The organism is Arthrobacter sp. KN11-1C, from assembly GCF_052180225.1.
Lineage (GTDB): Bacteria > Actinomycetota > Actinomycetes > Actinomycetales > Micrococcaceae > Arthrobacter.
Genome location: NZ_CP197467.1, coordinates 4,179,576 through 4,204,845, shown reverse-complemented (window position 1 = coordinate 4,204,845; position 25,270 = coordinate 4,179,576). Strand labels below are relative to the sequence as shown.

At 65.2% G+C, this 25,270-nt stretch carries 20 protein-coding genes, 1 tRNA gene and 1 other RNA gene; 9 read left to right on the top strand and 13 right to left on the bottom strand.

What is annotated here, in order from left to right:
• Nucleotides 1-10: 10 nt before the first annotated feature.
• Nucleotides 11-505 (bottom strand): MarR family winged helix-turn-helix transcriptional regulator, encoded by a 495-nt coding sequence (locus ACSBOX_RS19635; RefSeq protein WP_442543965.1) that lies wholly within the window; start codon nt 503-505, stop codon nt 11-13.
• Between the two features lie 124 nt (nt 506-629).
• Here ACSBOX_RS19635 and ACSBOX_RS19630 point away from each other — a divergent pair, with 124 nt between their 5' ends.
• Together ACSBOX_RS19630 and ACSBOX_RS19625 are read left to right on the top strand one after the other, a co-directional pair.
• Nucleotides 630-839, top strand: coding sequence for a hypothetical protein (locus ACSBOX_RS19630; RefSeq protein ID WP_241710118.1), 210 nt, complete (start codon nt 630-632; stop codon nt 837-839).
• A 156-nt stretch (nt 840-995) separates the two neighbouring features.
• Nucleotides 996-1,175 (top strand): hypothetical protein, encoded by a 180-nt coding sequence (locus tag ACSBOX_RS19625; protein WP_442543964.1) that lies wholly within the window; start codon nt 996-998, stop codon nt 1,173-1,175.
• 148 nt (nt 1,176-1,323) lie between these two features.
• Here ACSBOX_RS19625 and ACSBOX_RS19620 read toward each other — a convergent pair whose 3' ends face one another.
• Complete coding sequence (locus tag ACSBOX_RS19620) at nt 1,324-2,670, bottom strand: aspartate kinase (RefSeq protein WP_442543963.1); 1,347 nt, start codon at nt 2,668-2,670, stop codon at nt 1,324-1,326.
• A 251-nt stretch (nt 2,671-2,921) separates the two neighbouring features.
• On the opposite strand from ACSBOX_RS19620, the gene ACSBOX_RS19615 reads away from it, so the two are divergent.
• Together ACSBOX_RS19615 and ACSBOX_RS19610 are read left to right on the top strand one after the other, a co-directional pair.
• A complete protein-coding gene (locus ACSBOX_RS19615; protein ID WP_442543962.1) occupies nt 2,922-3,878 on the top strand; it encodes an ABC transporter ATP-binding protein in 957 nt (318 codons plus the stop codon).
• On the top strand, nt 3,875-5,056 hold the full coding sequence (locus ACSBOX_RS19610; protein WP_442543961.1) for an ABC transporter permease: 1,182 nt from the start codon (nt 3,875-3,877) through the stop codon (nt 5,054-5,056). The genes ACSBOX_RS19615 and ACSBOX_RS19610 overlap by 4 nt, the downstream gene beginning before the upstream one ends.
• Nucleotides 5,057-5,092: 36 nt before the next feature.
• Here the strand turns inward: ACSBOX_RS19610 and recR are convergent, their stop codons facing one another.
• The 4 genes from recR to ACSBOX_RS19590 form a co-directional block, all read right to left on the bottom strand.
• The gene (recR, locus tag ACSBOX_RS19605; protein WP_442546073.1) at nt 5,093-5,692 is read right to left on the bottom strand and encodes a recombination mediator RecR; all 600 of its coding nucleotides are present in this window, start codon (nt 5,690-5,692) and stop codon (nt 5,093-5,095) included.
• 170 nt (nt 5,693-5,862) lie between these two features.
• A complete protein-coding gene (locus tag ACSBOX_RS19600; protein WP_442543960.1) occupies nt 5,863-9,018 on the bottom strand; it encodes a DNA polymerase III subunit gamma and tau in 3,156 nt (1,051 codons plus the stop codon).
• A 33-nt stretch (nt 9,019-9,051) separates the two neighbouring features.
• An RNA gene (gene ffs / locus ACSBOX_RS19595) (signal recognition particle sRNA small type) lies at nt 9,052-9,148 on the bottom strand.
• A gap of 239 nt (nt 9,149-9,387) precedes the next feature.
• Nucleotides 9,388-9,711 carry a hypothetical protein gene (locus ACSBOX_RS19590; RefSeq protein ID WP_442543959.1) on the bottom strand — a complete coding sequence of 108 codons (324 nt, stop codon included), beginning with the start codon at nt 9,709-9,711 and terminating at the stop codon, nt 9,388-9,390.
• Nucleotides 9,712-10,022: 311 nt separating this feature from the next.
• Here ACSBOX_RS19590 and ACSBOX_RS19585 point away from each other — a divergent pair.
• Nucleotides 10,023-10,107: transfer RNA gene (locus tag ACSBOX_RS19585), tRNA-Ser, on the top strand.
• 191 nt (nt 10,108-10,298) lie between these two features.
• On the opposite strand, the gene ACSBOX_RS19580 is transcribed toward ACSBOX_RS19585, so the two are convergent.
• Nucleotides 10,299-11,198 carry a LysR substrate-binding domain-containing protein gene (locus ACSBOX_RS19580; protein ID WP_442543958.1) on the bottom strand — a complete coding sequence of 300 codons (900 nt, stop codon included), beginning with the start codon at nt 11,196-11,198 and terminating at the stop codon, nt 10,299-10,301.
• Between the two features lie 125 nt (nt 11,199-11,323).
• Between ACSBOX_RS19580 and ACSBOX_RS19575 the strand changes: the two genes are divergently transcribed.
• Nucleotides 11,324-14,803, top strand: coding sequence for a bifunctional proline dehydrogenase/L-glutamate gamma-semialdehyde dehydrogenase (locus ACSBOX_RS19575; protein ID WP_442543957.1), 3,480 nt, complete (start codon nt 11,324-11,326; stop codon nt 14,801-14,803).
• A 59-nt stretch (nt 14,804-14,862) separates the two neighbouring features.
• Here ACSBOX_RS19575 and ACSBOX_RS19570 read toward each other — a convergent pair whose 3' ends face one another.
• Nucleotides 14,863-15,774, bottom strand: a complete 912-nt coding sequence (locus ACSBOX_RS19570) for an oxygenase MpaB family protein (RefSeq protein WP_442543956.1) — start codon at nt 15,772-15,774, stop codon at nt 14,863-14,865.
• Nucleotides 15,775-15,900: 126 nt separating this feature from the next.
• Nucleotides 15,901-17,361: an MFS transporter gene (locus ACSBOX_RS19565; RefSeq protein WP_442543955.1), complete on the bottom strand. Its 1,461-nt coding sequence runs from the start codon at nt 17,359-17,361 to the stop codon at nt 15,901-15,903.
• Between the two features lie 97 nt (nt 17,362-17,458).
• Between ACSBOX_RS19565 and ACSBOX_RS19560 the strand changes: the two genes are divergently transcribed.
• The 3 genes from ACSBOX_RS19560 to ACSBOX_RS19550 all read left to right on the top strand — a co-directional run bounded on the left by ACSBOX_RS19560 (nt 17,459) and on the right by ACSBOX_RS19550 (nt 19,927).
• On the top strand, nt 17,459-17,839 hold the full coding sequence (locus ACSBOX_RS19560) for a MarR family winged helix-turn-helix transcriptional regulator (protein ID WP_268025513.1): 381 nt from the start codon (nt 17,459-17,461) through the stop codon (nt 17,837-17,839).
• Nucleotides 17,840-17,971: 132 nt separating this feature from the next.
• Entirely contained in the window at nt 17,972-19,345 is a 1,374-nt protein-coding gene (locus tag ACSBOX_RS19555; RefSeq protein ID WP_442543954.1) for a peptidoglycan DD-metalloendopeptidase family protein, read from the top strand.
• A 96-nt stretch (nt 19,346-19,441) separates the two neighbouring features.
• On the top strand, nt 19,442-19,927 hold the full coding sequence (locus ACSBOX_RS19550; RefSeq protein WP_415986162.1) for a glutathione peroxidase: 486 nt from the start codon (nt 19,442-19,444) through the stop codon (nt 19,925-19,927).
• On the opposite strand, the gene ACSBOX_RS19545 is transcribed toward ACSBOX_RS19550, so the two are convergent.
• The 4 genes from ACSBOX_RS19545 to ACSBOX_RS19530 form a co-directional block, all read right to left on the bottom strand.
• A complete protein-coding gene (locus ACSBOX_RS19545) occupies nt 19,924-21,609 on the bottom strand; it encodes an amidohydrolase (protein WP_442543953.1) in 1,686 nt (561 codons plus the stop codon). The two genes, ACSBOX_RS19550 and ACSBOX_RS19545, sit on opposite strands and share 4 nt — an antisense overlap.
• A gap of 49 nt (nt 21,610-21,658) precedes the next feature.
• A complete protein-coding gene (locus ACSBOX_RS19540; RefSeq protein ID WP_442543952.1) occupies nt 21,659-22,297 on the bottom strand; it encodes a TetR/AcrR family transcriptional regulator in 639 nt (212 codons plus the stop codon).
• Between the two features lie 22 nt (nt 22,298-22,319).
• A complete protein-coding gene (locus ACSBOX_RS19535) occupies nt 22,320-23,792 on the bottom strand; it encodes an APC family permease (RefSeq protein WP_442543951.1) in 1,473 nt (490 codons plus the stop codon).
• A gap of 389 nt (nt 23,793-24,181) precedes the next feature.
• On the bottom strand, nt 24,182-25,123 hold the full coding sequence (locus tag ACSBOX_RS19530; RefSeq protein WP_442543950.1) for a phosphodiesterase: 942 nt from the start codon (nt 25,121-25,123) through the stop codon (nt 24,182-24,184).
• Nucleotides 25,124-25,270 lie beyond the last annotated feature (147 nt).

The following is a 25,270-nucleotide window of genomic DNA, read 5'->3' as shown; positions in this document are numbered from 1 at the left end:
TCTCCTTGATTTATGCCAGTTTATCGCCCGTACCGGCAGCAGGGTGCTGCGTTGCCGCGATGAGCCCGGTCATTGCCCGGTGCAGTTCGGCTACTTCGGCCCGTGTGAGTTGAAGCCGCTCCATGATCGTTCCCGGCACGGCCGTCGCCTGTTGCCTGAGGGCGGTGCCGGCGTCGGTCAAGGCAATCGCGAGGGCCCGTTCGTTTCCGTGGATCCGGTTGCGGGTCACGAATCCTGCTTCCTCGAGTCGCCGCAGGATGGGCGAAAGGGTGGCTGGCTCGTGCAGGAGAGCTTCGCTGATGTCCTTGAGCGTGCGCGGGCTGCGTTCCCAGAGGGCAAGCATCACAAGGTATTGCGGATGGGTCAGCCCCATCTTTTCGAGCACCGGCTTGTAGACGCCCACCACGCTCCGCGACGCTACCGTCAGGGCGAAGCACAACTGACGCTCAAGCAAGAGGTCATCTTCAGGCGGGGCGGTGGTTTCGGGGGCAATGGGCGCAGCCATGGCGTACTCCGTTCCGTGTGGGCGACCGGGCTATTCCGGTCGATAGTTAGTGCACTAATTGTTAGTGTACTCTTAAAAGACAACATCCTTTTGAGAGAGGGTAGACCACGTGGCCAAAGAGACCATGACCCAGAGATTCATGCGCGCAACTGGCAAGCTGCGGGTCATTTTCGGGCCGGCGCACAGCAGTTCCCTGGATCATGAAATGACCGAGGAGAACAAACGCCTCCTCGTGCGGCGCCAGGCCGAAGCGCAGCAATGGGAAACCATCCGCAGGCCGGACGGAAGCACCTACGTGGTCCCCAAGAACCCGGACGACAAGTCCCTTCGCTGAGGACCCAAAGCCTCTCCTCGATGGACGTCCGCCCGGGCCTTTTATGGCTTGCGGGCGTAAAATTGGCCTCACTTGAACCACTCAGCTCCAACCGCACGGCTGGACCTCGCAGCGGGGAAGGAGGTGGGAATTGTGGGACATGCACTCGATAGCTTCATGAAGATCACAGATCGACTGCGCTTCTGGTTCGGCCCGGCGACCCGGGGCGACATTGATGCGCCCGTAGTCCACATGCATGACGACTTCGAGACGGCGTCGGAAGAAGACCTGGGGCATTTCGTCGTCGAAACAGACGACCAAGGCCACCACTACGGGATCCGCAAGGAAACCGCCTGAAGCCCTTTTGCGGCTCCAAGCCGCGGGAAAGCAAAAGAACCGGAGCGCAGGCTCCGGTTCTTTCACGTTAAGTACTTCAATTCCCGACGGCGGGTGCCCGGCTGTGTGTTCCCGTCCAGGGCCCGCTGTGCGTTCCGTCCGGGGCCGGCTAGCGGCCGGTGCCGCCGTAGACGGTTGCCTCGGCGTCGCCGTCGAGGTCGAACGCCTTGTGGATGGCGCGCACGGCGTCATCCAGCAGATCGGCGTGCGTGACCACGGAGATGCGGATCTCCGAGGTGGAAATCATGTTGATGTTGATGCCCGCGTCGGAGAGCGCCTTGAAGAAGGTGGCGGAGACTCCGGGGTGCGAACGCATGCCGGCACCGATCAGCGAAAGCTTGCCGACGTTCTCGTTGTATTCGATGTTCTCGAAGCCGATTTCAGGCTGCGCGGCACGGAGGGCGGTCAGGGCATCGGCGCCTTCGACGATGGGCAGGGTGAAGGAAATGTCCGTGCGGCCGGTCCCGTGCGTGGACACGTTCTGAACGATCATGTCGATGTTCGAGTGTGCCTTGGCGATGACCTGGAATATTGCGGCCGCCTTGCCGGGGATGTCCGGGACGCCGACCACGGTGACCTTGGCTTCTGAACGATCGTGTGCAACACCGGAGATGATTGGCTGCTCCAAGGCAACTCCCTCTTGAATCGTGATCTTGTCGTCGGCGCTGGGGAGGACCCAGGTGCCTTCGTTCTGGCTGAATGAGGACCGGACGTGCAGGGGCACGCCAAACCGGCGCGCGTATTCCACGCAGCGCAAGTGCAGGATCTTGGCGCCGGAAGCTGCCAATTCCAGCATTTCCTCGCTGGAGATACGGTCGATCTTGGTGGCCGTGGAGACCACGCGCGGATCCGCAGTGTAGATGCCGTCGACGTCCGTGTAGATTTCGCAGACATCCGCTTCGAGGGCGGCGGCAAGCGCCACGGCAGTGGTATCGGATCCGCCGCGGCCAAGGGTAGTGATCTCCCTGGTGCTCCGGGTCATGCCTTGGAAGCCGGCCACGATGGCGACGTGGCCCTTGTCCAATGCAGTACGGATGCGGTGGGGGTCGACGTCGATAATCCGGGCCTTGCCGTGGATGCCGTCCGTGATCATGCCGGCCTGCGATCCGGTGAACGACTGGGCGGACGCGCCGAACTTGTTGATGGCCATGGCGAGCAGGGCCATGGAGATGCGCTCGCCCGCGGAAAGGAGCATGTCCATCTCGCGCGCGGGAGCAGAATCGGTGACTTGGGCGGCGAGATCCAGGAGTTCGTCCGTGGTGTCTCCCATGGCGGAAACCACCACGACAACCTCATTGCCGGCCTTTTGGGCGTCAACCACACGGCGGGCAACACGCTTGATGCCTTCTGCATCGGACACCGAGGAGCCACCGAACTTCTGCACGATCAGCTGCTTGGTCTTGGCAGTCTGCGCGGTCAAGTCTTCGGTTTTCACTTCGGTAGTGGGCAAACTCATGCGCGCACCCTCACTGCTCAATTGGGGATCGTACGTTGCGTGGCCAGGTAGCGGCACGGCTACGTGGCTTATGTGGCCAGTTTATCGCCGGGCGCGGCGGGCGGGGGAATTGTGACCAAATCTCGGCCCTCGGGCGCATGCGGGGCGGTTTCGGCGTGGCGTACGATCAAGAAATACGCAGCCTGGGGGCATGTGGGCTCACAGGAATTGAAGCGTACTTGTTCTGTTTGGGGGAAACAGGTGAGTAGAGCATGTCCATAGCTGAAAGTTCAATCGTCCCGGGCAGCGGCGCCCTCGGCGTATCCGCGGAAGGCCTCGCACGCCGCTTCGGCACGGTCCACGCAGTAGAACACATCGATTTCTCCGCGCCGGCCGGGAAGGTCACGGCGCTCATCGGCCCCAACGGTGCAGGCAAAACGACGCTCCTTCTCATGCTTGCATCGCTCCTGCGGCCGGACTCCGGAACCGTCAGGATCAACGGCCTGGACCCTCTCAAGGACAGCGCCGCCGCCCGGCTTCAGATCGGCTGGATGCCGGACACCCTGGGGGTATGGGGGTCCTTGACCGCGCGCGAAATCCTGGTCCAGATGGCGCGGTTCTACCGACTGCCCAAGGCCGGTACCGTGCACCGCGTTGCCGGCTTGCTCGAACTTGTCCGGCTGGATGCGCTAGCCGACCAGCCCGCCCGCGTCCTCTCCAGAGGCCAGCAGCAAAGGCTCAGCCTGGCCAGGGCCCTCATCCACGACCCCTCCGTGCTTCTGCTCGACGAGCCTGCGTCTGGCCTCGATCCGGGATCCCGGATGGAGCTCCGAACCCTGCTGCGCCGCCTGGCCGGGGAAGGAAAAGCCGTGGTGGTTTCCTCCCACGTGCTCAGTGAGCTCGATGAAATCGCGGACGGAGCGGTGTTCGTCAGCCAAGGCCGCACCGTGAAACGGCAGACCCTCGAGGAGGCCGCCCGGCAGGGCCGGCGCTACGCGATCACAGCCCTCGACAACGCGGCACTCACCGCAAAGCTCAGCGACCTGGGGCTGGAATACCGCGTGGAAGCCGGCCGTCGCCCCTCGGTCACCTTGCTGTTGACGCACGACGACGGCGCTGCCGCCCTCTTGGGCGAACTCGTCCGGTCCGGCATCGGCGTGGTTTCCTTCGCCCCCGCAGCCGGTGCCTTGGAAGAGACGTACATGAACCTGGATACGGAGAGGCCATGAGCGACGTGACTGAAACCATGCCGGGCCCGGCGCGACCGCAGGAAGCTACGGGAGGCTGGAACGCCGTCGTCGGCTACCTTGGCGGGATACGCGACGTGGTGGTCCTTGAGATGAAACAACGCTTGCGCTCCCGCGGCTGGTACATCATGTTGGGCATCTGGTTCTTTGTCATCGCGATAGTGACGTGGCTGACCTGGCTCGCCTGGAACGCAAGCATGGACGTGCGTCGTTCCACGATCCCGCCATCGGCACTGGCACCGCAGGACGGGGCGGGGTCCATGATCTTCGAGGTCGTGCTGGCTTTTGTGCTCCTGTTTGCCCTGCTTGTAGCACCCGCGCTGTCCGCCAATGCCATCAACGGCGACCGGGCCGGGGGCACGCTCGCCATCCTGCAGATCACCTTGTTGACCCCGGGCCAGATTCTGTGGGGCAAGTTCTGCGCGGGATGGCTCGCGGCGCTCGCCTTCCTGGCGACAAGCGCCCCGTTCCTTGTGTTCGGCATGTTCCAAGGCGGGCTGACCCCGGGGCACGTGGTGGTTTCCTTGCTGATGCTCGCCGTGGAACTGGCCGTTGTGTGCGGGATCGGTGTGGGGATTTCTGCGCTCGCGGGGCGCCCCTTGTTCTCGATCGTGGTGACCTACTTGGTTGTTGCCGCGCTGGTGGTCGGATCGTTGATTTCGTTCGCGCTGGGGGCTCAATTGGCGCAGGGCACGGTGGTGGCCAACACTCCCGTTGGCCGTCCGTTGTCATATGTTCCAGTGCAGCCGGATCAACAAGGGCAGCCGATTGAAGCGGTGCAGCCGGGCTACACCTGCGAGGGTCCCTTGGTGGCGCATTCGGCCGTCCGGACCGATCGCGTGGCATGGATGCTCGCGGTGAATCCCTATGTGGTGGTGGCCGACGCCATTCCGTATCCGGACCGGAGCGGATCGGCGTTCTACTCGGTGGGCATGATCGAGAGCATCAGCCAGGGTGCCAGGTCCGCGCTTGCCGGCCCGGACCACACCTTCACCTGTGCCAACGGCGTGCAGCAGCCGCAGTACCTCAAGCAGTCGACGCCCTTGTGGCCCCTGGGACTCGGCCTGCAAGTGGTCCTGACAGGTCTGCTCATGTGGCTCGGCTGGCGTTCGCTGCGGACGCCAGCCAGCCGGCTGGCCAACGGGACGCGGATCGCGTAGTTCGGGCGGCTCGCCGGTGCGCTATCGGCGTGCTGCCTACATGAGGGCGTTGCGGCGACCCTCAAAGGCCCTTCCGAGGGTAACTTCGTCCGCGTACTCCAGGTCTCCGCCCACCGGGAGGCCGGAAGCAAGCCTGGTGACGGTGATGCCGATCGACTTCAGCATGCGGGCCAGGTAGGTGGCCGTCGCTTCGCCTTCGAGGTTGGGGTCGGTCGCGATGATGATTTCCTGGATGGCGCCGTCGTTGAGCCGGGTGAGGAGCTCGCGGATGCGGAGTTGCTCGGGCCCGATGCCGGCGATCGGATTGATGGCGCCGCCGAGGACGTGGTACCGGCCGCGGAAGGACCGCGTGCGTTCCACCGCCAGGACGTCCTTGGATTCCTCGACCACGCAGATCACCGAGGGGTCGCGGCGCGGATCGCGGCAGATGTTGCACAGCTCCTGCTCGGTGACGTTGCCGCAGACAGTGCAGAACTTCACCCGCTCCTTGACTGTGGTGATGGCCGTTACCAGCCGCTTCATGTCCTCGGGGTCGGCCTCAAGGATGTGGAAGGCCAGACGCTGCGCCGACTTCGGCCCGACGCCGGGGAGCCGGCCGAGCTCGTCGATCAGCTCTTGAACTGCGCCTTCGTACACAATGTCCTCGTTCATTCGGTGTGGACGCCGTGCTGTTCGGCTGGCGTCTCGGTTTGGTGGCACCATTTTGTGGCGCCCGTGGGCTCTCGCGGGGTTCCTGGAGGTTCCCCGCCGAACTCCGTGCGGGCCCGCGCAGGGTGTGGTTACGGCGTCCGGTTGTTAGCGGCTTGTTAGCGGCGCATGCTGTCGAGCGACCGTTCTTCCAGTAGCTTTCCGCCCAGAATACGCTCGACGGCGGCCCGTCCAAAGACTCCTGACTCCTCGATCGTCTCGTCGTCCGCACTCGGGATGTCTTCCACCACGCTGCCGGAAGCGACGGCAGCGCGCGCCGGTGCTTTCTCGCGTCCAGCCATGGCTTCGGGGCTGTTCGAAAGCCGTTGGTAGAGGCTCTGCTTCCCGGTCCCCGAAGGCGTTGGCGCTGGTGCTGTTGCTGGCGCTGGCGCTGGTGCAGGGTTAGGCGCTGGGGCGGCCGGGGGTGGTGCTGGGGCGGCAGGGGTTAGGGCGGGCGCCGGGGTTAGTGCGGGCGCTGAGGCCTGTGGCTGGTGTGGAATCTGCGCGGCGGCAGGTTCATAGACCGGACTGGCCACAGCCGGCGCGGATGAGGTGCTCTGACCGTCGGAGTCGGCCGAGGTGCCCGAAACCGCGGAACCAACGTTGGATTCGGCGCCGACCACCCACGAGCCCGGCGCGTGCTCGACGGCCCTGGACCACGGATCTTCCGGGGCAATGGACTTCGGCTCCGGAGATGCTTTGGCGGAGCGCTCGCTCGCGGGGGCAGAACTAGCGGGGGCTGGCCTGTTCGACGCCGAGGCACTCCCTAGTGGCGAGGCTGTCGGGGCCGGCGCTGCCGGGGCGGCAGAACCGGTCGTGGGCACGGCAGTGAAGCCCGAAGGAACCGACGGCTCCCAATCCATGGGCGGTTCTTCGTCCAGCGGCGGAGCGTCCTCGTCCCGCGGGGGACCCCAGTCATCGTCCGAGTACGAATAGTCCGCAGCCGGTTCTGTCGGTCCTGCTGCGGACGACGCGGCAGCTGCGGCCGGCGATGCCATGGCAGCCGCCGGGGCCGGAGCCTGCGCAACTTCCGAGGCAGGCCGAACGTGCTCCGCCGGAGCCGGAGCCGTTGGTGTTGGTGCGGTGGGGGTTAGTGCCGGTGGTCCGGTGGCAGCATTGGGCTTGCCTGCCTCCGGGGCGGCAGGGCTTTGCGCCGCAGGGGCAAGTCCCCAAGCGGTATCCACGGCGGAGGACGCCGTGGGAGAGGCATCACCCCCGGCAGGGGGCGCCGGGTCAGCCGGTGCTTTTGGGTTTGGTTCAGAGCTACCTGAGCTGTTGCCGCCGACGATTGACGTGATCTGGCAGTCGATCCCGATCGTCTTGTGGATGGCTTGGCGAAGGTTTTCGGCATGGTCTGCGCGGCTGAAGGCGCTCGCAAGTCCGTCGGTGCCAAATGCCAGGGTCAGAAGATGGCCGTCGAATTGTGCCACCTGCGCGTTCGCTCCGACCAAGGCCCAGCTGCTGCGCTTGATCTTGGTCAGCGTTTGGAGGATTTCGGGCCAAGCCCGCCGGATGACCTCTACGTCGCCACCACCCGTAGCGGGCCGCGGGGCCTGTGCGGACGTTGGCTGTTGCGCGGGCGCTGACTGTTCCGCGGACGCCGGCGCTGGCGCCTGGGCAGGTGCAGGCGCTTGTTGGGGCACGGGCGTTGCAGCTGCTGCCGCCACCGGTTGGGGCCGTTCCTGGTTTGCCACTGGTTGAGCCGATGGCGCCGGGACAACAGGCCGCGCCGCAGGAACTTGCGCAGCTTGTTCGGGTGCAGGGCTGGACGGCTGCCTCGTTTCATCCACGGGCCAGTCGGCAGTGGACACCCTCGGCGGTGTCAGTTGTTCCCGGGACGATTCCCCGGGTGCAGGTGCCGGTGCCGGTGCAGCTGCATGGCCGGGAGCGGGACTCTCAGCGACGTCGGCTGCCCTGGACGAGGCTGCTCCGGGCACGGGTGAACCGAGCTCCGGTGAGGCGGGCCCTGGTGAGGCGGGCACGGGACTGGCGGCCGCCGTCGGGCGTTCCAGTGGGTGATCCGCCGGGCGGGCAGTTGGCGTGGCGGAAGTGGAAGGCACAGCAGCAGCTTCAGGCGGCGTCTGGGCTGCGGGAGGAAGCGCCTCGCCGTAGTTGAGGCGACGTTCGACGCGGTCGATCCGGGCCGCGATGCCACGTTCGGTCTGCTCGGAACTGGGCAGCAGGATCCGGGCGCAGAGCAGTTCGAGATGCAGCCGGGGCGAGGTGGCGCCGGTCATTTCAGTGAGTGCGGTGTTAGTGACGTCCGCGGCACGGGAGAGCTCGGCTGCGCCGAGGTTGTTGGCCTGGCTGCGCATGCGGGCGATCTGGTCTGCCGGCATGCCACGGAGGATGGCTTGGGCGCTTTCCGGCATGGCTTGGACGATGATGAGGTCGCGGAACCGTTCCAGCAGGTCCTCGACGAAGCGGCGGGGATCGTGCCCGGTTTGGATGACGCGGTCCACGGCACGGAAGACAGTGGCGGAATCGGATGCGGCGATTGCCTCCACCACGTCGTCGAGCAGGGAAGCGTGGGTGTAGCCGAGCAGTGCGACGGCGAGTTCGTAGTCCAGGCCGTTGGGACCGGCGCCGGCCATGAGCTGGTCCAATACGGAGAGGGAGTCGCGCACGGAACCACCGCCGGCACGGATGACGAGGGAGAGCACGCCGGGAGCAACGGGCACGTTCTCCTGTTGGCAGAGAAGCTCGAGGTACTGCATCAGGGGCTCGGGCGGCACCAGCCGGAAGGGATAGTGGTGCGTGCGGGAGCGGATGGTGCCGATGACCTTGTCCGGCTCCGTGGTGGCGAAGATGAATTTGATGTGTTCCGGCGGCTCTTCGACGATCTTCAGCAGCGCGTTGAAGCCGGCAGAGGTGACCATGTGGGCTTCGTCAATGATGAAGATCTTGTAGCGGTCCCGGACCGGGGCGAAGGTGGCGCGTTCGCGGAGATCCCGGGCGTCGTCCACGCCGCCGTGGCTGGCGGCGTCAATCTCGATGACGTCGAGGGAGCCGGAGCCGCCGCGGGCCAGCTCGACGCAGCTGTTGCATTTGCCGCAAGGAGTGTCCGTTGGGCCTTCGGCGCAATTGAGGCAGCGCGCGAGGATGCGGGCGGACGTGGTTTTACCGCAACCGCGGGGGCCGGAGAAGAGGTAGGCGTGGTTGACCCGGTTTTTGCGCAGGGCCGTCATGAGCGGCTCGGTGACGTGTTCCTGCCCGATGACGTCCGCGAAAGAATCGGGGCGATATCTGCGGTAAAGAGCAGTAGTAACAGTCACAGGGGAAACCTACCTATAGGGACTGACATTTAAATAAGAGACCCCTCATGCACCCGCCAGAGCCCATCTACCCTTGCTACCTTCCGGTCCTGGGGGAGTTCAACAGGATGACGCCACATGAGGGGCCGTCGACAAGCTTACCCGAAGTTATCGAGCCCTCCGAATCTGCGGACATGCGCCTTGTGGGAGCCGGGAAATGGACATGTCCCTTCGGTGCCCGGTGCTTCCAATGGACATGTCCCTTCGGCGCTCTTCGTTCCGCCGGACATGTCCCCTGTGAGAGCCAAGGAATGGACATATTGGGATTATGTCCAGTGCTCGTGAGCAGGGGAGGGCATGTCCAATGGTTACGGGAGAGCATGTCCGGGCTTAGCGCCAGCCGTTCACGGGCCACGTCATGAATGCGGGCTCCTCATAAGGGTGGGCTGCGCGCAGGGCCTGGACTACGGCGTCGAGCATGTCCGCCTCGACGACGCATTCGACCCGGATTTCGGGCACCGATTCCCCTTGCCCCACGGTTCCGATGAACGGTTGCGCTCCCGGCAATGGAGTGAAACGTCCCGTGCCCGGAGTGGTGAAGGAGCAATGCGAATAGTCGCCGATTCTGCCGGCCCCGGCATCGCCGATCGCGGCCAGCAAGGTCTCGCTATGGGATGCCGGGACGTAGACAACGAGGGCGTGCAGTCGGCTCATTCCACCATCCTCCCAGTGGCCGCTCAAAAACAGGTCAAAGGATGGTTTCCAATCTCCATTGCCAAACCGCTGAGCCCAGCGGACTATAGGTATGTACACCGATTGGGGCAATCTCAAGATTGTGAGGTGCAGGGCCTGGTTTCAGGGGCTGGACCCAGCAGCTCAACGGAGTGCCGGAGGAATGGACGCATTGGGGGCGTCCATTTTTACGTTTAAGCGCACGGGGGTCCTGCCCGACACCATGAAAGTCCCGATTGGGCGATGCCGAAATTCTCGGGTACAGTGGAGTCTGCTTTTGATTCAGAAGCAATGGAGAATTCGCCTAGCGGCCTATGGCGCACGCCTGGAACGCGTGTTGGGTTAACGCCCTCGGGGGTTCAAATCCCCCATTCTCCGCGTTTTGGCCCCGGTCTTTTGGACCGGGGCCTTTTTGCGTTCCGGCCCTATACGAACTGGCGTCGGATTCTGCTCAATCATTCGAATGGGCGAACTCTAAGCCCACGGAATTACGCAGTCGCGGGCCCTGCGAGCGGAATGATCGTGCAGAATCCGACGGCACCTGCGCCCGGCCCGCGCCCGGAGAGCCCCTAAACCCGCTCCGCAGCAACCCGCTCCAGCACTTCCCGGCAGGCCAGGATCGCCGGGTGGATCCGGCCTGCCGTGCGCGTCGATGTGAAGACTGTCCGCGTGGGGAGTCCGGGGAGGTCGAGCAGTTGGACCGGCGTCGTCCGGCCTGTCCACACGAGGTCCGGCATGAGGGCCACGGCATTGCCGGACTCGATAAGCCGGATTTGCGCCTGGAGGTCGGCGGTTTCGTAGCGGACATCGGGCTCGAAACCGGCGGAGCGGCATGCTTGCTCCGCCCAGTGTCGCGACGCCGCACCGTGCGGTTCCATGACCCAAGGCAGCGAAGCCGTATCCGCGAGCGAGGAGATCGATTCCCCACCAAGGCCAATCGGGGGAGTGGCCAGCCTGATGGCGTCGCTGGTCAGGGTGGCCCGGTCCAGGCCGGGGTGGTGCGGTGCGGCGTGCCCGGGATATTGCTCGGCCACCACGATGTCGAAGTCCCGGGCCCACGTTTCGTAAAGCGCGGTCTCGGGTTCGCGCTGGATCATCTCGACGCGCACTTCGGGATACTCGCCCTTCATGATGGTGAGGAAGTCCGGCATGAGAGCCAAGGCGGCGGTTTGGAATACGGCCAGCCGCACTGTGCCCGTCACCGTCGAGAGGGACGCGGCGAGGTCCGTCTCTGCCCGCTCGAGGGTGGCCAGCAGGGACGCGGCATGCTCCACAAGGATCTCGGCCTGCGGCGTCAGCTGGACCCGGCGACCGGATTTTCTCAGCAGTTTCACGCCGGCTTCCTTCTCCAGCAAGGTCAGTTGCTGGGACACGGAGGACGGGCTGTACTTCATCGCGTCCGCCACTTCTGCGAGCGTTCCGCGGATCTTTAGTTCGTGCAGCAAGCGCAGCCTGCGGACGTCCAGCATTCGGCTCTCCAGAAGGTTCGAGAAATCTAATGAATATTCTTCAGAAAAGATCGCTTTTCCTAATCTGATTGTAGATCCATACTGATGGAAACAAAGCACTCTCCGCACCAAAAGGAACGAAGCGCATGAGCACACCAACCCGGGATTCGAGCATCGACGCCAGGACACAATCCACCCCGGAATCCGGACACCTCCAGGAGTTGGCCCACGAAGCCATCCAACTGGTTCGACACTGGCTCACCGAAGCCTCGAAGGTGCCCGTTGACGTTTCCGCACAGCGCCTCGCCGGCGTCCTCAAGGACCCGAACGGCCTGGACTTCACCGTGGGATTCGTCGACGGCGTCATCCGCCCCGAAGATCTGACCGTCGCCGGCCGCAACCTGGCCAAGCTTGCCCCGAAGGTCCCGGCTTTCCTGCCCTGGTACATGCGTGCCGCTGTGCGCACGGGCGGTGTGATGGCTCCGGTGCTGCCGCAAGTGGTCATCCCGATCGCCCGCAAAGTCCTCCGAGACATGGTGGGCCACCTGATCGTGGACGCCACGGACGCCAAGCTCGGCCCGGCCATCGCCAAGATCAAGCAGAACGGCGTCCACCTGAACGTGAACCTGCTGGGCGAGGCCGTCCTGGGCGAACGTGAAGCCAGCCGCAGGCTCGAGGGAACCCTCAAGCTCCTGGCCCGCGACGACGTCGACTACGTCTCCATCAAGGAGTCCTCCACGGTGGCCCCGCACTCGCTGTGGGCCTTCGACGAAGCAGTGGATCACGTGGTGGAGAAGCTCACCCCGCTCTACGAGCTGGCCGCATCGTTCCCCAAGCCCAAGTTCATCAACTTGGACATGGAGGAATACAAGGACCTCAGCCTGACCATGGCCGTGTTCACCCGGATCCTGGACAAGCCCGAATTCAAGAACCTCGAGGCCGGCATCGTGCTGCAGGCCTACCTCCCGGACGCGCTCTCGGCCATGCAGGAACTGCAGGAATGGGCGTCGGCCCGCCGCGCAAACGGCGGCGCTCCCATCAAGGTGCGCGTCGTCAAGGGCGCCAACCTGCCCATGGAGCAGGTCCAGTCCTCCATCCAGGGCTGGCCGCTCGCCACCTGGGGCACCAAGCAGGATTCGGACACCAACTACAAGCGAGTCCTCAACTACGCCCTCACCCCGGAACACATCGACGCGGTGCGCATCGGCGTCGCGGGCCACAACCTCTTCGACGTGGCCTTCGCCTGGCTGCTCGCCAAGGAGCGCGGCGTCACGAACGGCATCGAGTTCGAGATGCTCCTCGGCATGGCCACAGGCCAGGCCACGGCCGTCCGCAAGGACGTCGGCAGCCTCCTGTTGTACACGCCGGTAGTGCACCCGGGCGAGTTCGACGTCGCCATCGCCTACCTGATCCGCCGCCTCGAAGAAGGCGCAAGCCAGGACAACTTCATGTCCGCCGTGTTCGAGCTCAGCGAGAACGAGACCCTGTTCGAGCGCGAGAAGCAGCGCTTCCTCGCCTCCCTCGCGGAGCTGGACGACGCCGTTCCCGCACCCAACCGGACCCAGGACCGCAACCAGCCCGCGGCCTCCACGCCAAACCACGGTTTCGCCAACACTCCGGACACCGATCCTGCCCTGCCCGCCAACCGGGCCTGGGGCCGCGCCATCCTGGACCGCATCCCGGGCTCCACCGCCGGCAACGCGATTGTTGACGCCAGCAAGGTCAGCGACTCCCAGGAACTGGACCGCATCATCGCCACCGCCGTGGAACACGGCAAAGCGTGGGGTGCAATGCCGGCCGCAGAGCGCGCAGCCATCCTGCACCGCGCAGGCGACATCCTGGAGTCCCGCCGCGCCGAACTCCTCGAGGTCATGGCCTCCGAGACCGGCAAGACCATCGAACAAGGCGACCCCGAAGTCAGCGAAGCAATCGACTTCGCGCACTACTACGCGGAGCGCGCCAAGGACCTGGAAACGGTCGACGGCGCCACGTTCGTCCCGGCGAACCTCACCGTCGTGACCCCGCCGTGGAACTTCCCGGTGGCCATTCCCGCGGGCTCCACGCTGGCGGCACTCGCGTCCGGTTCCGCCGTCGTGATCAAGCCCGCAAAGCAGGCCCGACGCTCCGGTTCCGTCATGGTGGACGCGCTGTGGGAAGCCGGTGTGCCGCGCGAAGTGCTGGCGCTCGTGCAGCTCGAAGAACGCGAGCTGGGCACCCAGCTGGTCTCGCACCCCAGCGTTGACCGCGTGATCCTCACCGGCGGCTACGAGACGGCCGAGCTCTTCCGCTCCTTCCGCCAGGACCTCCCGCTGCTCGCGGAGACCTCAGGCAAGAACGCCATCATCGTCACTCCGCATGCGGACCTCGATCTTGCCGCCAAGGACGTCGTCTACTCGGCTTTCGGGCACGCCGGACAGAAGTGCTCCGCCGCTTCGCTCGTGATCCTGGTGGGTTCCGTTGCCACCTCCGAACGCTTCCACAACCAGCTCGTGGATGCCGCCCGCTCGCTCAAGGTGGGCTACCCGGAAGAGGCCACCACCCAGATGGGCCCGATCATCGAGGCGGCCAACGGCAAGCTCCTCAACGCGCTGACCACCCTCGGCGAGGGCGAGACCTGGGCCGTGAAGCCCGAGAAGCTCGACGAGACCGGCCGTTTGTGGTCGCCGGGCATCCGCTTTGGCGTCAAGCGCGGCTCCTACTTCCACCTGACCGAGTTCTTCGGCCCGGTCCTCGGCGTCATGACGGCGTCCACCTTGGAAGAAGCCATCGCCATCCAGAACGAGATCGAATACGGCCTCACCGCCGGACTGCACTCGCTCGATTCCGATGAGATGGGCGTGTGGCTGGACACCATCCAGGCCGGCAACCTCTACGTCAACCGCGGCATCACGGGCGCCATCGTCCAGCGGCAGCCGTTCGGCGGCTGGAAGAAGTCCGCCGTGGGCGCTGGCACCAAGGCCGGCGGACCCAACTACCTGGTGGGGCTGGGCAGCTGGCTCCCCGCGGAGCCCGGCGCCAAGCGCGGTGCGACGCTCCAGGGTGCGGCAGCTTCGATCCTGGCCGCGGCCAAGGCGGCAGGCCCGCTTGTTGAGGCCAGCGACGCGGAAACCCTGCAAAAGGCGCTCCTCAGCGACGCCGAGGCATGGGCCACGGAATTCGGTACCCGCAAGGACGTCTCCGGCCTGAGCGCCGAACGCAACGTCTTCCGCTACCGGGCCATCCCCGTGACCATCCGCTTGTCCGAAGGCGGGAAGCTCGTGGACCTGCTTCGCGTCGTAGCAGCCGGTGCTGTGGCGGGTTCGGCACTCACAGTGTCCTCCGCCGTCGAGCTCCCCGAAGCTGTCATCGCAGCATTCGCGGGACTCAACGTGAGCACCCGTATCCAGAACGACGCCGAATGGCTGGCTTCCGCGGCAGGCATCAACGGTGGCCGCATCCGCCTGATCGGCGGGGACAGCAGCGCCCTGAGCGCCGCGACGGGCGGTCGTCCCGACGTCGCGATCTACCACGGCGCGGTGACCCCGGCCGGACGCATCGAGATGCTGCCGTTCCTGCACGAGCAGGCCATCAGCATCACGGCGCACCGCTTCGGGACTCCGAACCACCTGTCGGACGCGCTGATCTAGCGATTCGCCAAGAAGCCCGGCGGGCCGGCCACAAGCCGTTCCGCCGGGCTTCCTTGCGTCTATGCCTCGTACCCCAGGCGCCGCAGCCGTTTCCGGGCGGCCTGTTCGCTGGGACCGCTGCGGCCCAAGGTCAGGCGCACGACGGCGAGGACCACCCGCGCGGCGAGAATCGACGGGAACGGGATGGGGCCAAACCGGGCCTTTTCCAGCCCGAGAAGTTCCCGGTACCGGGGCTCCAGGCTGGCCACGGCGGCGGCGAACAAAATCCGGTAACCGGGTTGCAGCGACGCTTTCAACGGGGGATACCTGATGAAGTCGATGGTTTCCCTGAGCCGCTCGTCTGCGCGGAGATGGCCGGAGGCGTACCACTGGTCCATTTCCGAGGCCACCTCGGCGAGGCTCAGGGGCGGATCCTCGACTCCCATGAGGCGGCCTGCCTGCGCCCACTCGCGGATGTAGGCATCGGCGCCGCCCGGGACCGCCCCGCCCCAGATCCGGTGCGCCGCCACGAAGGAATCCGCATACGCAACGTGGACCCAGCGGAGAAGCTCCGGATCATTGGCCGAATAATCGCGGGTCTGTCCGTGCGCGTCGACGTAGCTGCCTTTGACGGAGTCATGGACCCGCCGCACGAATTGGGTCGCCATGTGGGCCGCGTCCATGGAGCCGTAGCTCACGGTGAAGATCCAACGGATGGTGTTAGCCAACCGTCCGAGGGGATCCCTTTTGAAGCTTGAATGGTCATAGACCCCCGCCAAGGCGCCGGGGTGCAGTGACTGCATGAGCAGTACCCGGATTCCGGCGACGATGGTGGACATGGAGCCGTGGACAGCCCAGACGGCCGAGCCGGGAAGGTGGTAACCGGGGTCGTTTCCCTCGGCAAGCCGCAGCACCCAGTCGGGAGTGGACTGCGGGTGACCCGTAAAAGTCATCCTCAGTTCCGCTTGCCACTTCTTCAGGAAGGTGACCATGGTCCATTGTCGCGCAGCAATCCGTTGGCGCAAGCGCCGGGCGGCTGTGAAAACAGCGGTACCCGCTTAACGCAGAGGTGCCGACCCGCTGTGAAAACAGCGGGCCGGCACCTCTAACGCGTCCGCTTAGGCTGCGGGCTGCTCGGCAAGTGCCCGACGGCGGCGCGCCGGGGACGCTGCCACCAGCAGTGCCGCGATGGCCACGGCAGCGCTCAGGACCAGTCCCGGGCGGTACTGGTCGAGCATTGCTGCCGCGCTGGCCGTGCTGCCTGCGCCGGCGTCGTGCCCGCTCACGATCGCAGTGGTCACGGCAAGGACCAGGGCCGCACCAACCTGCGTGCTGGTCTGGATGAGTCCGGCGGCCAGCCCCTGCTCCGAATCGCGGATGCCGGCGGTGGCCTGGACGTTGATGGACGGGAAGGCCAAGGCGAAGCCGATGCCCAGCAGGATGACGGAGGGGAGGATGTCGAGGACATAGTTGGGTGAGGTTCCAACGCGGAGGAACAAGACGTAACCCAGTCCCAGCGAGGTCAGGCCGGTGAGGATGAGCTTCGGGGCTCCGAACTTCTCGATGAACCTGTCTGCGAAGGGAGCGCTCGTTGCCACCAGGAGCCCTGTGGGAAGCAAGGCAAGCGCCATGCCCAGGGGAGACCAGCCGAGCACGGACTGGAGGTACATCGTGAGGATGAACTGGAAGCTCAGGTAGGAGCCGAACAATCCGATGGCGCTCAGGTTGGCTCGGGCCACCCAGCCTTCACGAAGGATGCCGAAGCGGATGAGCGGGTGCTTGACGCGGTTTTCGATGACGGCGAAAGTTGCCAGCACGGCAGCAGAGATGGCGAATCCGGCGATTGTTGCCACAGATCCCCACCCCTTCTGCGGAGCTGAAACCAAGGTGTACACCAAGCCAAGCATGCCGAGTGCGAGGGTCACCGCGCCCCAGACGTCGTGCCCGCTCTCTTCCGTGGACGGCTTGTCCCGGGGGATGAACAGCATGCCGAGAAGCACGACGGCGACGGCGATCGGCACCGAGACCAGGAAGGTCCAGCGCCAGCTCAGGCTGGTCATGAGCCCGCCCACCACCAGCCCGAGCGAAAAGCCGCTCGCACCGAAAGTGGTGAAGATGGACAGCGCCTTGTTGCGCTCGCGGCCTTCAGCGAAATTGGTGGTGATGATGGAGAACCCGGTAGGGGCAGTGAATGCCGCGGCCAGGCCTTTGACGAAGCGCGTGGCGATCAAGAGGGTGGGATCATTCACGAGGCCGCCGAGGAGTGATGCGGCGGCGAACACGGTCAAGGCGATGAGGAAGATCCGACGCCGGCCCAGAAGGTCGGCGAGCCGCCCGCCCAGGAGCAAAAGGCTCCCGTAACCCAGGACGTAGGCGGAAACGATCCACTGCAGGGAATCGGTTCCGAGATGGAGTTCATGCCCGATGGAGGGAAGGGCCACGCCCACCATGGAAACGTCCAGGCCGTCGAGGGCCAGAACGGTGCACACCACCATAAGCAGCAGCCACTGGGCCCGGGTCCAGCGGACGGCTGTGTGGAGCTGCTCGGCAGATCTCGTGAGGGTGCTTGGTGAAGTCATGAAAATCAATCTATATGACACGTCATTCAATGACAAGGAATATGACTTGGAATCTTATGACGTGGACTTTATTTAGGGTTTCGACTAGAATCGGGCCATGGCAACAACGCAGGATCGCCAGCTGGTTGAGCAATGGCGCAGCATCCAGAACTCGTACTTCCGCACCGCGGCCGCCATCGACCGTGCCCTCGAAGCCAAGTTCGACATCGGCCTGAACGAATTCGAAATCCTCGATCTCGTTGCCGAAAGCGTTGACTCTGCCTGCCGCATGAAGGCGCTCGGGGAGCGGACCCCCATGACCCAGAGCGCCGTCTCCAAGGTTGTCGACCGCCTGGAGAAAGCCGGACTCGTCTCCCGCGTAACGTGCACGGATGACCGCCGCTCGCTGTACCTCGAGCTGACCGAGGCCGGCCGCGCGCTCCATTCGGATGCCGCCGTCGAGCACCGCGCGTTGCTGAAAGAGAACCTCGGCGAGTAGCCCGCTACGGCCCGGCGAGTGTTTCGCGGACCGGCCGAGTATGAAGTCGAGTGTTCCCAATCGATTTCATAGCGGCCACAATGGGACAAGCGCGCCCGTACTTGGGGATGAGCGCCTGTCTCAGGAGCCGCTGTGGGAAAGCATCATGAGTCTGGCCAGGTCATCGACCTGGTGCTCACAAGAAAATTTGGCCGGGTCCTCTCGGCTTGCCTCCTCGCTGTCATGGTGATCCTCGCTTTCGGTTTCCAAGGCCCGGGTTTGGGCGGACCGGCGAGCAATGCGTCGTTGGCCATGGGCCAGGTGGAACCCGGCATGCTACCCACGGATGGCGCCACCGCCAGCACGCAGGAGACCGCGCCGCAAAGCCCGACGTCGGCCCCCGTCGTCGCGGGCGACAAAGCCACGGTGTCCTTTGAGCGTTCCCCGGTCCAAACCCTCGACAAGAACGGCATAGGCACCCTCAACGTCGCGTCGAGCTCCCTCGACCGGCCCCCTGCCGGGAAACTCTACGCGCCGCTCGAAGTGCTGGTTCCGAGCTCTCCCTTCGGATTGCGGATCGATCCCATCACCGGATTGCCGGGAGAGTTCCACTGGGGCCAGGACTTCGCCTCCGCTTGCGGAACGCTCGTCTACGCCGCCGACTCCGGCGTGGTCCGAGCCGTGGGATGGCATCCGTGGGGCGGCGGCAATCGCGTGGAAATCGATCACGGCAACGGCCTGGTCACCACATACAACCACCTGCAGGGAATCGCAGTGACCAAGGGGCAAACTGTCCGGGTGGGCGAGGTCATCGCCAGGGTGGGAACCACGGGTTCCTCGACTGGTTGCCACCTGCATTTCGAGACCATTCTCAACGGCGTCTACACCAACCCGATGAACTGGACGTTCCTGCCCACCAAGCAGGTGGATCCCCTCGGCGATATCCCGATGGTCAGCTACCAGCCAGGTTCCGCCACCGCGACCTCGGCTGGCTCGGTCTGGTCCATCCCGGGTGCCGTGCCGACCGACCCGGGCGCCGTTCCCGCCGGACCGGCGGTGACGGGCGGGGTGCAGGAGGCGAAGGTTGCGCCGAGCCCGTCTGCCACGGCCACGCAAAGCCCGACGGCGTCACCCACCGGGACGCCGACTAAGTCGCCGACGCCGACGCCGACCGGGACGGCAACGCCCACGCCGAGCCCGACCGGGACACCGACTAAGTCGCCGACGCCGACGGCGTCACCCACCGGCACTCCGAGCCCGTCGCCGGCCCCTACCAGGACGCAAACTCCTGCCGGGACGCAGACTCCTGCCGGGACGCAGCCGCCGACAGTTCCGCCCACGGTGACCGCACCGCCCACGGCGGCGCCGGCGTCGAGCCTCCCTGCTTCGGTGCCAACCGTGACGTACACCCAGCCAGCCCCGACCGCTCCGGCGACGCCGGCACCCACCTCACCCACGCCGTCGGCGCCCAGCAGCGCCACACCGTCGGCCACGTCAACGACCAAATCGGTGGTTCCCAAGCCCTAAGTCGTCGCATTCCTTTGGTCCCGCCCAACAGCTCCGCCGAGCGTAGACTCGAATGCGGCAGCTCGCCGAGGTTCCACGTCGTAAGGAAGCGATTCAATGTCCCTGCTCTACAGCATCCCCCTGACGTTCAACGACGGCTCCGAGGCCGACTTTGGGCGTTTCGAGGGCAAAGCCGTACTGGTAGTCAATGTGGCTTCGAAGTGCGGTTTCACGCACCAGTACTCGGGACTTGAGGTGCTCTACGAAAAATACCGTGACCGTGGATTCGAGATCCTGGGCGTGCCGTGCAACCAGTTCGGGGCGCAGGAGCGGGGTTCCGACGCCGAGATCGCGGACTTCTGCCAGCGCAATTTCGGAGTCTCGTTCCCGCTCGCGAGCAAGTCCAAGGTCCGCGGCAAGCACCAGCACCCCCTCTATGCCGAGCTGACCCGGACGGCGGACGGCTCCAAACCGCAGAAGGTGAAGTGGAACTTCGAAAAGTTCCTCGTGAGCCGCGAAGGCGAGGTGCTCGCCCGCTTCCCGTCCGCCGTCGAGCCCGATTCCGAGAAGCTCATCGACGCGCTCGAAGATGCCCTGGCCTAAGCCCTCCGGAGGGAGTCCGGAGTGGCTCCCGCGGTAAGCGCCTCGCGGTTGTCGACAACCATTTCTCCGTCGACGACCGTCAGGATCACCGGCGTCTGCGCGAATTCGTCCGGCGCGGTGGTCAGGGGATTGTGCCGGACCACCGTCAGATCGGCGCGGGCCCCCATTTCCACGATGCCGCCTTCCTCGCCGACAGACTTCCAGTATTGGCTCGTGTAACCTTCGAGCGCGGCCCGCGCGGACAGCGCCTGCTGGGGCTGGACGGGCTCGACGTCGGGCCGGCCGGCCGGGCGGCGCGTCTGGGCTGAGGCGATGATCGCCCGCGGGTCGAACGGAGCGATGGGCCAGTCCGAACCGAGCGCAACGATGGCTCCGGCGTCGCGGAGATCGCGGGTCCGCCAGGCATGGTTGGCCCGTTCGCTGCCAAGCCTGCGGGACCAGTTGTCGGTGTGGTCGGCGCGGCTGTAGAGGGCGCAATGCGTCGGCTGCAGGCTCGTTGCGGCACCCGCGCTGATGATTTCCGCCAGGACTGAATCCGGGATGGACTCGATGTGCTCGATCCGGTGGACGGTGCCGTTATTGGGAAGGGCTCCGATGGTCCGCGCCACAAACGAAACGGCCTGGTCGCCGATAGCGTGCGTCGTGGTGGGGATCCGGTGTTTGTGGAAGAACGTCATCGCTGCAGCGAGGGCTTCAGGATCGTGCCAGAGCGGGTGGAGCGATTCTCCGTGGGTATCGGGTTCAAAGAGCCACGCCGTGCCGTTGTCGATGGTTCCATCCATCATGAGCTTGATGCCGTGAACGTGCCAACGCCTGCCGTGCCGGCCCTGCATCGCCAGCATGGCCTTCAGGTCCTCTTCGGTGGCGCCGGGCATGACCCATGGGGAGATCCGCAGACGGATGGCGAGCTCGCCCTTCCGCTCCAAGGCCTCCAGCACTTCCAAGGTGTCCGGGGCACCGAAGTCCAGCATCTGGCCTGCTACGAGACCGGATTCGGCCATGGACCGCAGGAGTTTCCCGAGATCATCGACGCGCTGCTCGAAGGAGGGCTGGGGAAGGAAGCCGCGCACGAGGTCCTGGGCGGCGATTTCGTAGAGCATGCCGTTGGGCTTGCCGTGCTGGTCGAGGCCGACGTAGCCGGTGCTGGGCAGTTCTTCCGTGCCCGTGACGCCGGCGAGCTTGAGGGCGGCGTCGGAGACGAGTGAGGCGTGGCCGTCGAACAGGGTGATGGACACGAGTTCGTCGTCGAGGATGCCGTCGAAGAGGGAATTGTTGAAGCCCGCGTCCCCGAAGATGGCAGGGTCGAGGCCCCAAGCGAACAACCACTCGGAGCCGACGGCGTGCGGCGTGGAAGCGGCGTAGCGCGCAAGGGCGGCGCGGACGTCGTCGAGCTCGGTGATCCCGCCCAAGTCGAGGCCTCGGGCTATTTCCGCCCCGTGGATGGGGTGGATGTGGGCGTCAACCAGGCCGGGGCAGATTGTCGCGTCGCCGACGTCGATCACTCGTTTGGCCCGTGCGGTCCATTCGGCGGCGGGGCTGGGTGTCTGCTCGCCGTCGGTGCTGCCGACGTGCGCTATGCGGCCTTGTGCGATGGCGACGAAACCGGCGGTCTCGGTGAGCTCCTCACCGTGGAGGATGCTGGACGAGAAGATGACGAGGTCGATGGGCTCGGGCGTGGTCAAGATGTAACTCCTTGTTGTTTTCGGGTTTCCGACGCCGGCCCGGTGAGGATCAGTCGTCGTCGATGGCCGCCCTCAATCCTGCCGAGAGGACATCGGCCAGGAATGCGAAGCGGTCTACAGGGTGCTCTGCCACGGCTTTCTTTGCCGCGAACAGATGTGGATACGTGGCTTCCTCCTCTTCGTTGATGCTCCATGCGGATTCCATCGTCATCGCGTCGAGGCTCGCGCCGATCGCTGCGCTGTCGAGGGCTTCCAGGGCGGGAATGATGAGGTGCCGTGGCGCCCCCGCGATCTCAAACGCTTCGACAAACCGGTCGTAGCGCTCCAAAGCTGCCGGGTGTGACACCGGCTGCGTGAGAAGCAGGGGAAGGAGCGCCGGCACCAGTCCGTATGCCTTGCGAAGGGAGTCGAAGATCTCGCGGATGACATCGTCAAGGCTCCCGGACGGCAACTCGGGCATCGGAGCTCTCTCCACGAGCGCGCCACGGGCCAGTTCGATGATCTCCTGGCGGCCGGTGACGTGCTTGTAGAAGGATGACTGCCTGACGCCCAGGCGCTCGGCGAGCCGCGGGATGGAGAGGCTCTCCTCCTCCTCGAACATCTCGAGCGCCGCGCGGCCGATCGCCTTCCGCGAGAGCCTCGGTGTCCGCGGGCGTCCTAGCTGGCTGGTTTTGCTGGGAGTCTGCATCCCTCAAGACTAGGCTCCGTGATCACTCGGAGTGGCCGATCCGCTCGTAGGCGGACGGGTTCGCCTTGCGCAGCACGAGGGCCAGCACGGTTCCGACCGCAAACAAGAGCGGCGCGACGACGAGGAGCGTGGTGTTGACGGGGTCACCGGCCGGGAGGCCGGTGAGGAGTTGGGTGTTGTTGGCCATCAGGCAGGTCACGGCGCACATGATGATGGTCGCGGCCACGGCCGAAGGGACCACATACCAGCGAAGGCCGTGGTCCTTGAGGCGGGTGAAAAAGACCACGACGCCGACTCCCGTGAGTGCCTGCAGGAGGAGGATGCCGATCACGCCCGGGGTGTTCGTCCAGATCAGGAACTGGGTGAACGGGTCCAAGCGGAACAACGCCGCGCCGATCACGAGGGCGAGCGCGAGCAGGGTCTGGTCGAATCCGGCCACGGAGGGCGTCCGGTATCGCGGGCTGATGCGGCCGGAGCGCTTCGGGAAGATGCCCTCGCGGCTGAGCGACAGGGTGTAGCGGTTGATGGTGTTGTGGAAGGAGAGCTGGGCGGCGAAGATGCTGGTGACGATCAGCACGCTCATGAGGCTCACGCACCAGCCGCCCGCGAAGTTGCCCGCTGCGATGTAGGCGGTGTCCCCGGCGTCGAGATGGCCCGCGGCGAACGCCTGGACGGCATCCGCCCCGAAGGCCTGGACGATGATCCAGACCGCAAAGGCGTAGAACGCGCCGATGAACGCGATGGAGATGTAGGTGGCCCGAGGGACGCTGCGATCCGGGTCGCGGGCTTCTTCCCGGTACAGTGCTCCGGATTCAAATCCCATGAAAGCGGAGAAGCCCAGGCCAAGGACGGCGGCGAACTGCGGGGAGAAGACGGCCTGCGGGCTGAATGATTCAAAGCTGATGCCGTGCGCGCCGCCCTGGGCCAGGACAAACGCGGCGACGATGGCCACGATCGCGGTTTCGAGGGTGAGCAGGACGGCGAGGACCCTGGCGCCGACGTCGATACCGCGCCAGCCCAGGTACCAGACCGCCCCGATCGACACGATCGCGTAGAGCCACCAGGGAAGTTCCACGCCGGTGAAGGACTTCACGGCGAGGTTGGCTTGGATGCCCAGCAGACCGTAGAGGCCGATTTGCAGGCCGTTGTAGCTCATCCAGGCAGTGAGGCCGGAGCCGAGGCCCACCACGCGGCCGAGCGTTTTCGAGATGTAGCCGTAGAAGCCGCTGTAGGACCGGACGTGGCGGGTAAGTGCCATGAAACCTATGGCGAACAAGCCCAGGCCGATGGCCGCAGCGAGGTAAATGGAGGGAGCCCCGACGCCGCCCACGGCGAGGGCGAGCGGGGCGATCCCGACGACGATGGTCAGCGGAGCGGCCGCCGACACCAACATGAACACAATGTCGCGAGTGCCTATTGCGTTCTTCTTCAATCCGCCGTCAACGCTGACGGTCGCGGACGGCATGAGTGCCGCCTCTTCTTTAGTGAAAGCCATTCGCTTATTGTGAGGGGCGGCACAGGTTTGCGTCAAGAGGGTCTGTTTCAGTGGCCCCGACGCCCGCTCATGTATGTCGCCTTTTGGGCGGACGCCCGCTCACGTATGTCGCCTTTTCGGCGGACGCCCGCTCACCGTGGTGAGCGAGCGTTGGGGAAAGTGGGCTTATAGGTGAGCGGGCGTTGGGGGAAGTGGGCTTATAGGTGAGCGAGCGTTGGGGAAAGTGGGCTTATAGGTGAGCGGGGGTTGGGGGAAGTGGCCGCCGTCGGGCTCTTCCAAAACGCTCGCTCACTTATGCCCGGTTTTCGGCCGACGCTCGCTCACTTATGCCCGGTTTTCGGCGGACACTCCTGCAGTTATTCGCAGACATGCTCGACGGCGGCCGGAGCCTAGCTTCGCGACTTTCCCGTGTACCCGGCGTCGGCCTTGATGCGGCTTTCGTGGGTGGGAAGCTGCGGAATCCGAATGCCGGCTTCGGCCAGTTTGCGCCTCGTGGCTTCGGGGCTGACATACTCGCCAACGGTCGGCGACTTGCCGAGGGGCACCACTGAATGCACGATCGTCTGCTCGTACACATGCACCAGGTTGAATGCTTGCGCGCCGTCCCGGCCGCGGGTTCCTCCGTGCGGAACGTTGAGGTCCTGTGTGTAGCAGCTTGCAGACGCCACCGAGACCGGCACGCCGGCGAACGTGGCTGTGGTGGAGTAGTGCAAATGGCCGCCCAAGATCGAGCGGATGTCGGAGTTTCGAACGACCTCGGCTAGCGCGGCTTGGCCGCGTAGCTCTACGAGGATGGCGAGGTCGAGGACGCTCGGGACGGGTGGGTGGTGTAGTGCGAGGATGGTGCCGTCCGGGGCTGGTGTTGCGAGTTCCGACGCAAGCCACTCGAGCTGGTCCGCGCTCAATTCACCATGGTGGAAGCCGGGAACGGATGTATCCAACGTGATGATTCGCAGCCCGTTGACGAAGTAGCTGCGATCCACAGAGGCGTCATTGTCAGCCTGGTCGAACAGGCCGGCGCGGAAATTGGCCCGGTCATCGTGGTTTCCCATCGCCCAGATCACGCGTGCGCCCATCTCGCGGCAAGCGGGTTCGACGATCGCGCGCAGTTTGGCGTAAGCGTCCGGCTCTCCCTGGTCCGCCAAGTCGCCCGTGAAAATCATGGCGTCCGGGCGAACCTTGGATGCGTGCACTTCACTAAAGAGTTGCCTCAGGTTGGCTTCGCTGTCTACCGCGCCGTACAGGGGTTCCGGCCCTCCCAACAAGTGAGAATCGCTAATGTGCAGAAGGACGTGTCCTGGCCGAGGATGTTCCGCCTCAATGAGCTCCATTACTGCCTTCGGGTCGGTAGGAGACGGCGCCTCCAGTGTCTGCCCCAATAGACCCCATCCAACCAGACATAAGGCTAACGCGGGGTAACTTGTCGGCGGAGAATTGGAAAATTACCGGTCATAGGTGAGCGAGGGATGGGCCGGGAA

What these genes read in the sequence shown, in the direction of transcription:
- ACSBOX_RS19575 (WP_442543957.1), top strand. Translation starts at nt 11,324, where the DNA reads ATGAGCACACCAACCCGGGATTCGAGCATCGACGCCAGGACACAATCC.
- ACSBOX_RS19620 (WP_442543963.1), bottom strand. Translation starts at nt 2,670, where the DNA reads ATGAGTTTGCCCACTACCGAAGTGAAAACCGAAGACTTGACCGCGCAG.
- ACSBOX_RS19535 (WP_442543951.1), bottom strand. Translation starts at nt 23,792, where the DNA reads ATGGCTTTCACTAAAGAAGAGGCGGCACTCATGCCGTCCGCGACCGTC.
- ACSBOX_RS19565 (WP_442543955.1), bottom strand. Translation starts at nt 17,361, where the DNA reads ATGACTTCACCAAGCACCCTCACGAGATCTGCCGAGCAGCTCCACACA.
- ACSBOX_RS19550 (WP_415986162.1), top strand. Translation starts at nt 19,442, where the DNA reads ATGTCCCTGCTCTACAGCATCCCCCTGACGTTCAACGACGGCTCCGAG.
- ACSBOX_RS19580 (WP_442543958.1), bottom strand. Translation starts at nt 11,198, where the DNA reads ATGCTGGACGTCCGCAGGCTGCGCTTGCTGCACGAACTAAAGATCCGC.
- ACSBOX_RS19635 (WP_442543965.1), bottom strand. Translation starts at nt 505, where the DNA reads ATGGCTGCGCCCATTGCCCCCGAAACCACCGCCCCGCCTGAAGATGAC.
- ACSBOX_RS19615 (WP_442543962.1), top strand. Translation starts at nt 2,922, where the DNA reads ATGTCCATAGCTGAAAGTTCAATCGTCCCGGGCAGCGGCGCCCTCGGC.
- ACSBOX_RS19610 (WP_442543961.1), top strand. Translation starts at nt 3,875, where the DNA reads ATGAGCGACGTGACTGAAACCATGCCGGGCCCGGCGCGACCGCAGGAA.
- ACSBOX_RS19625 (WP_442543964.1), top strand. Translation starts at nt 996, where the DNA reads ATGAAGATCACAGATCGACTGCGCTTCTGGTTCGGCCCGGCGACCCGG.
- ACSBOX_RS19530 (WP_442543950.1), bottom strand. Translation starts at nt 25,123, where the DNA reads ATGGAGCTCATTGAGGCGGAACATCCTCGGCCAGGACACGTCCTTCTG.
- ACSBOX_RS19570 (WP_442543956.1), bottom strand. Translation starts at nt 15,774, where the DNA reads ATGGTCACCTTCCTGAAGAAGTGGCAAGCGGAACTGAGGATGACTTTT.
- ACSBOX_RS19540 (WP_442543952.1), bottom strand. Translation starts at nt 22,297, where the DNA reads ATGCAGACTCCCAGCAAAACCAGCCAGCTAGGACGCCCGCGGACACCG.
- ACSBOX_RS19630 (WP_241710118.1), top strand. Translation starts at nt 630, where the DNA reads ATGACCCAGAGATTCATGCGCGCAACTGGCAAGCTGCGGGTCATTTTC.
- ACSBOX_RS19590 (WP_442543959.1), bottom strand. Translation starts at nt 9,711, where the DNA reads ATGAGCCGACTGCACGCCCTCGTTGTCTACGTCCCGGCATCCCATAGC.
- ACSBOX_RS19560 (WP_268025513.1), top strand. Translation starts at nt 17,459, where the DNA reads ATGGCAACAACGCAGGATCGCCAGCTGGTTGAGCAATGGCGCAGCATC.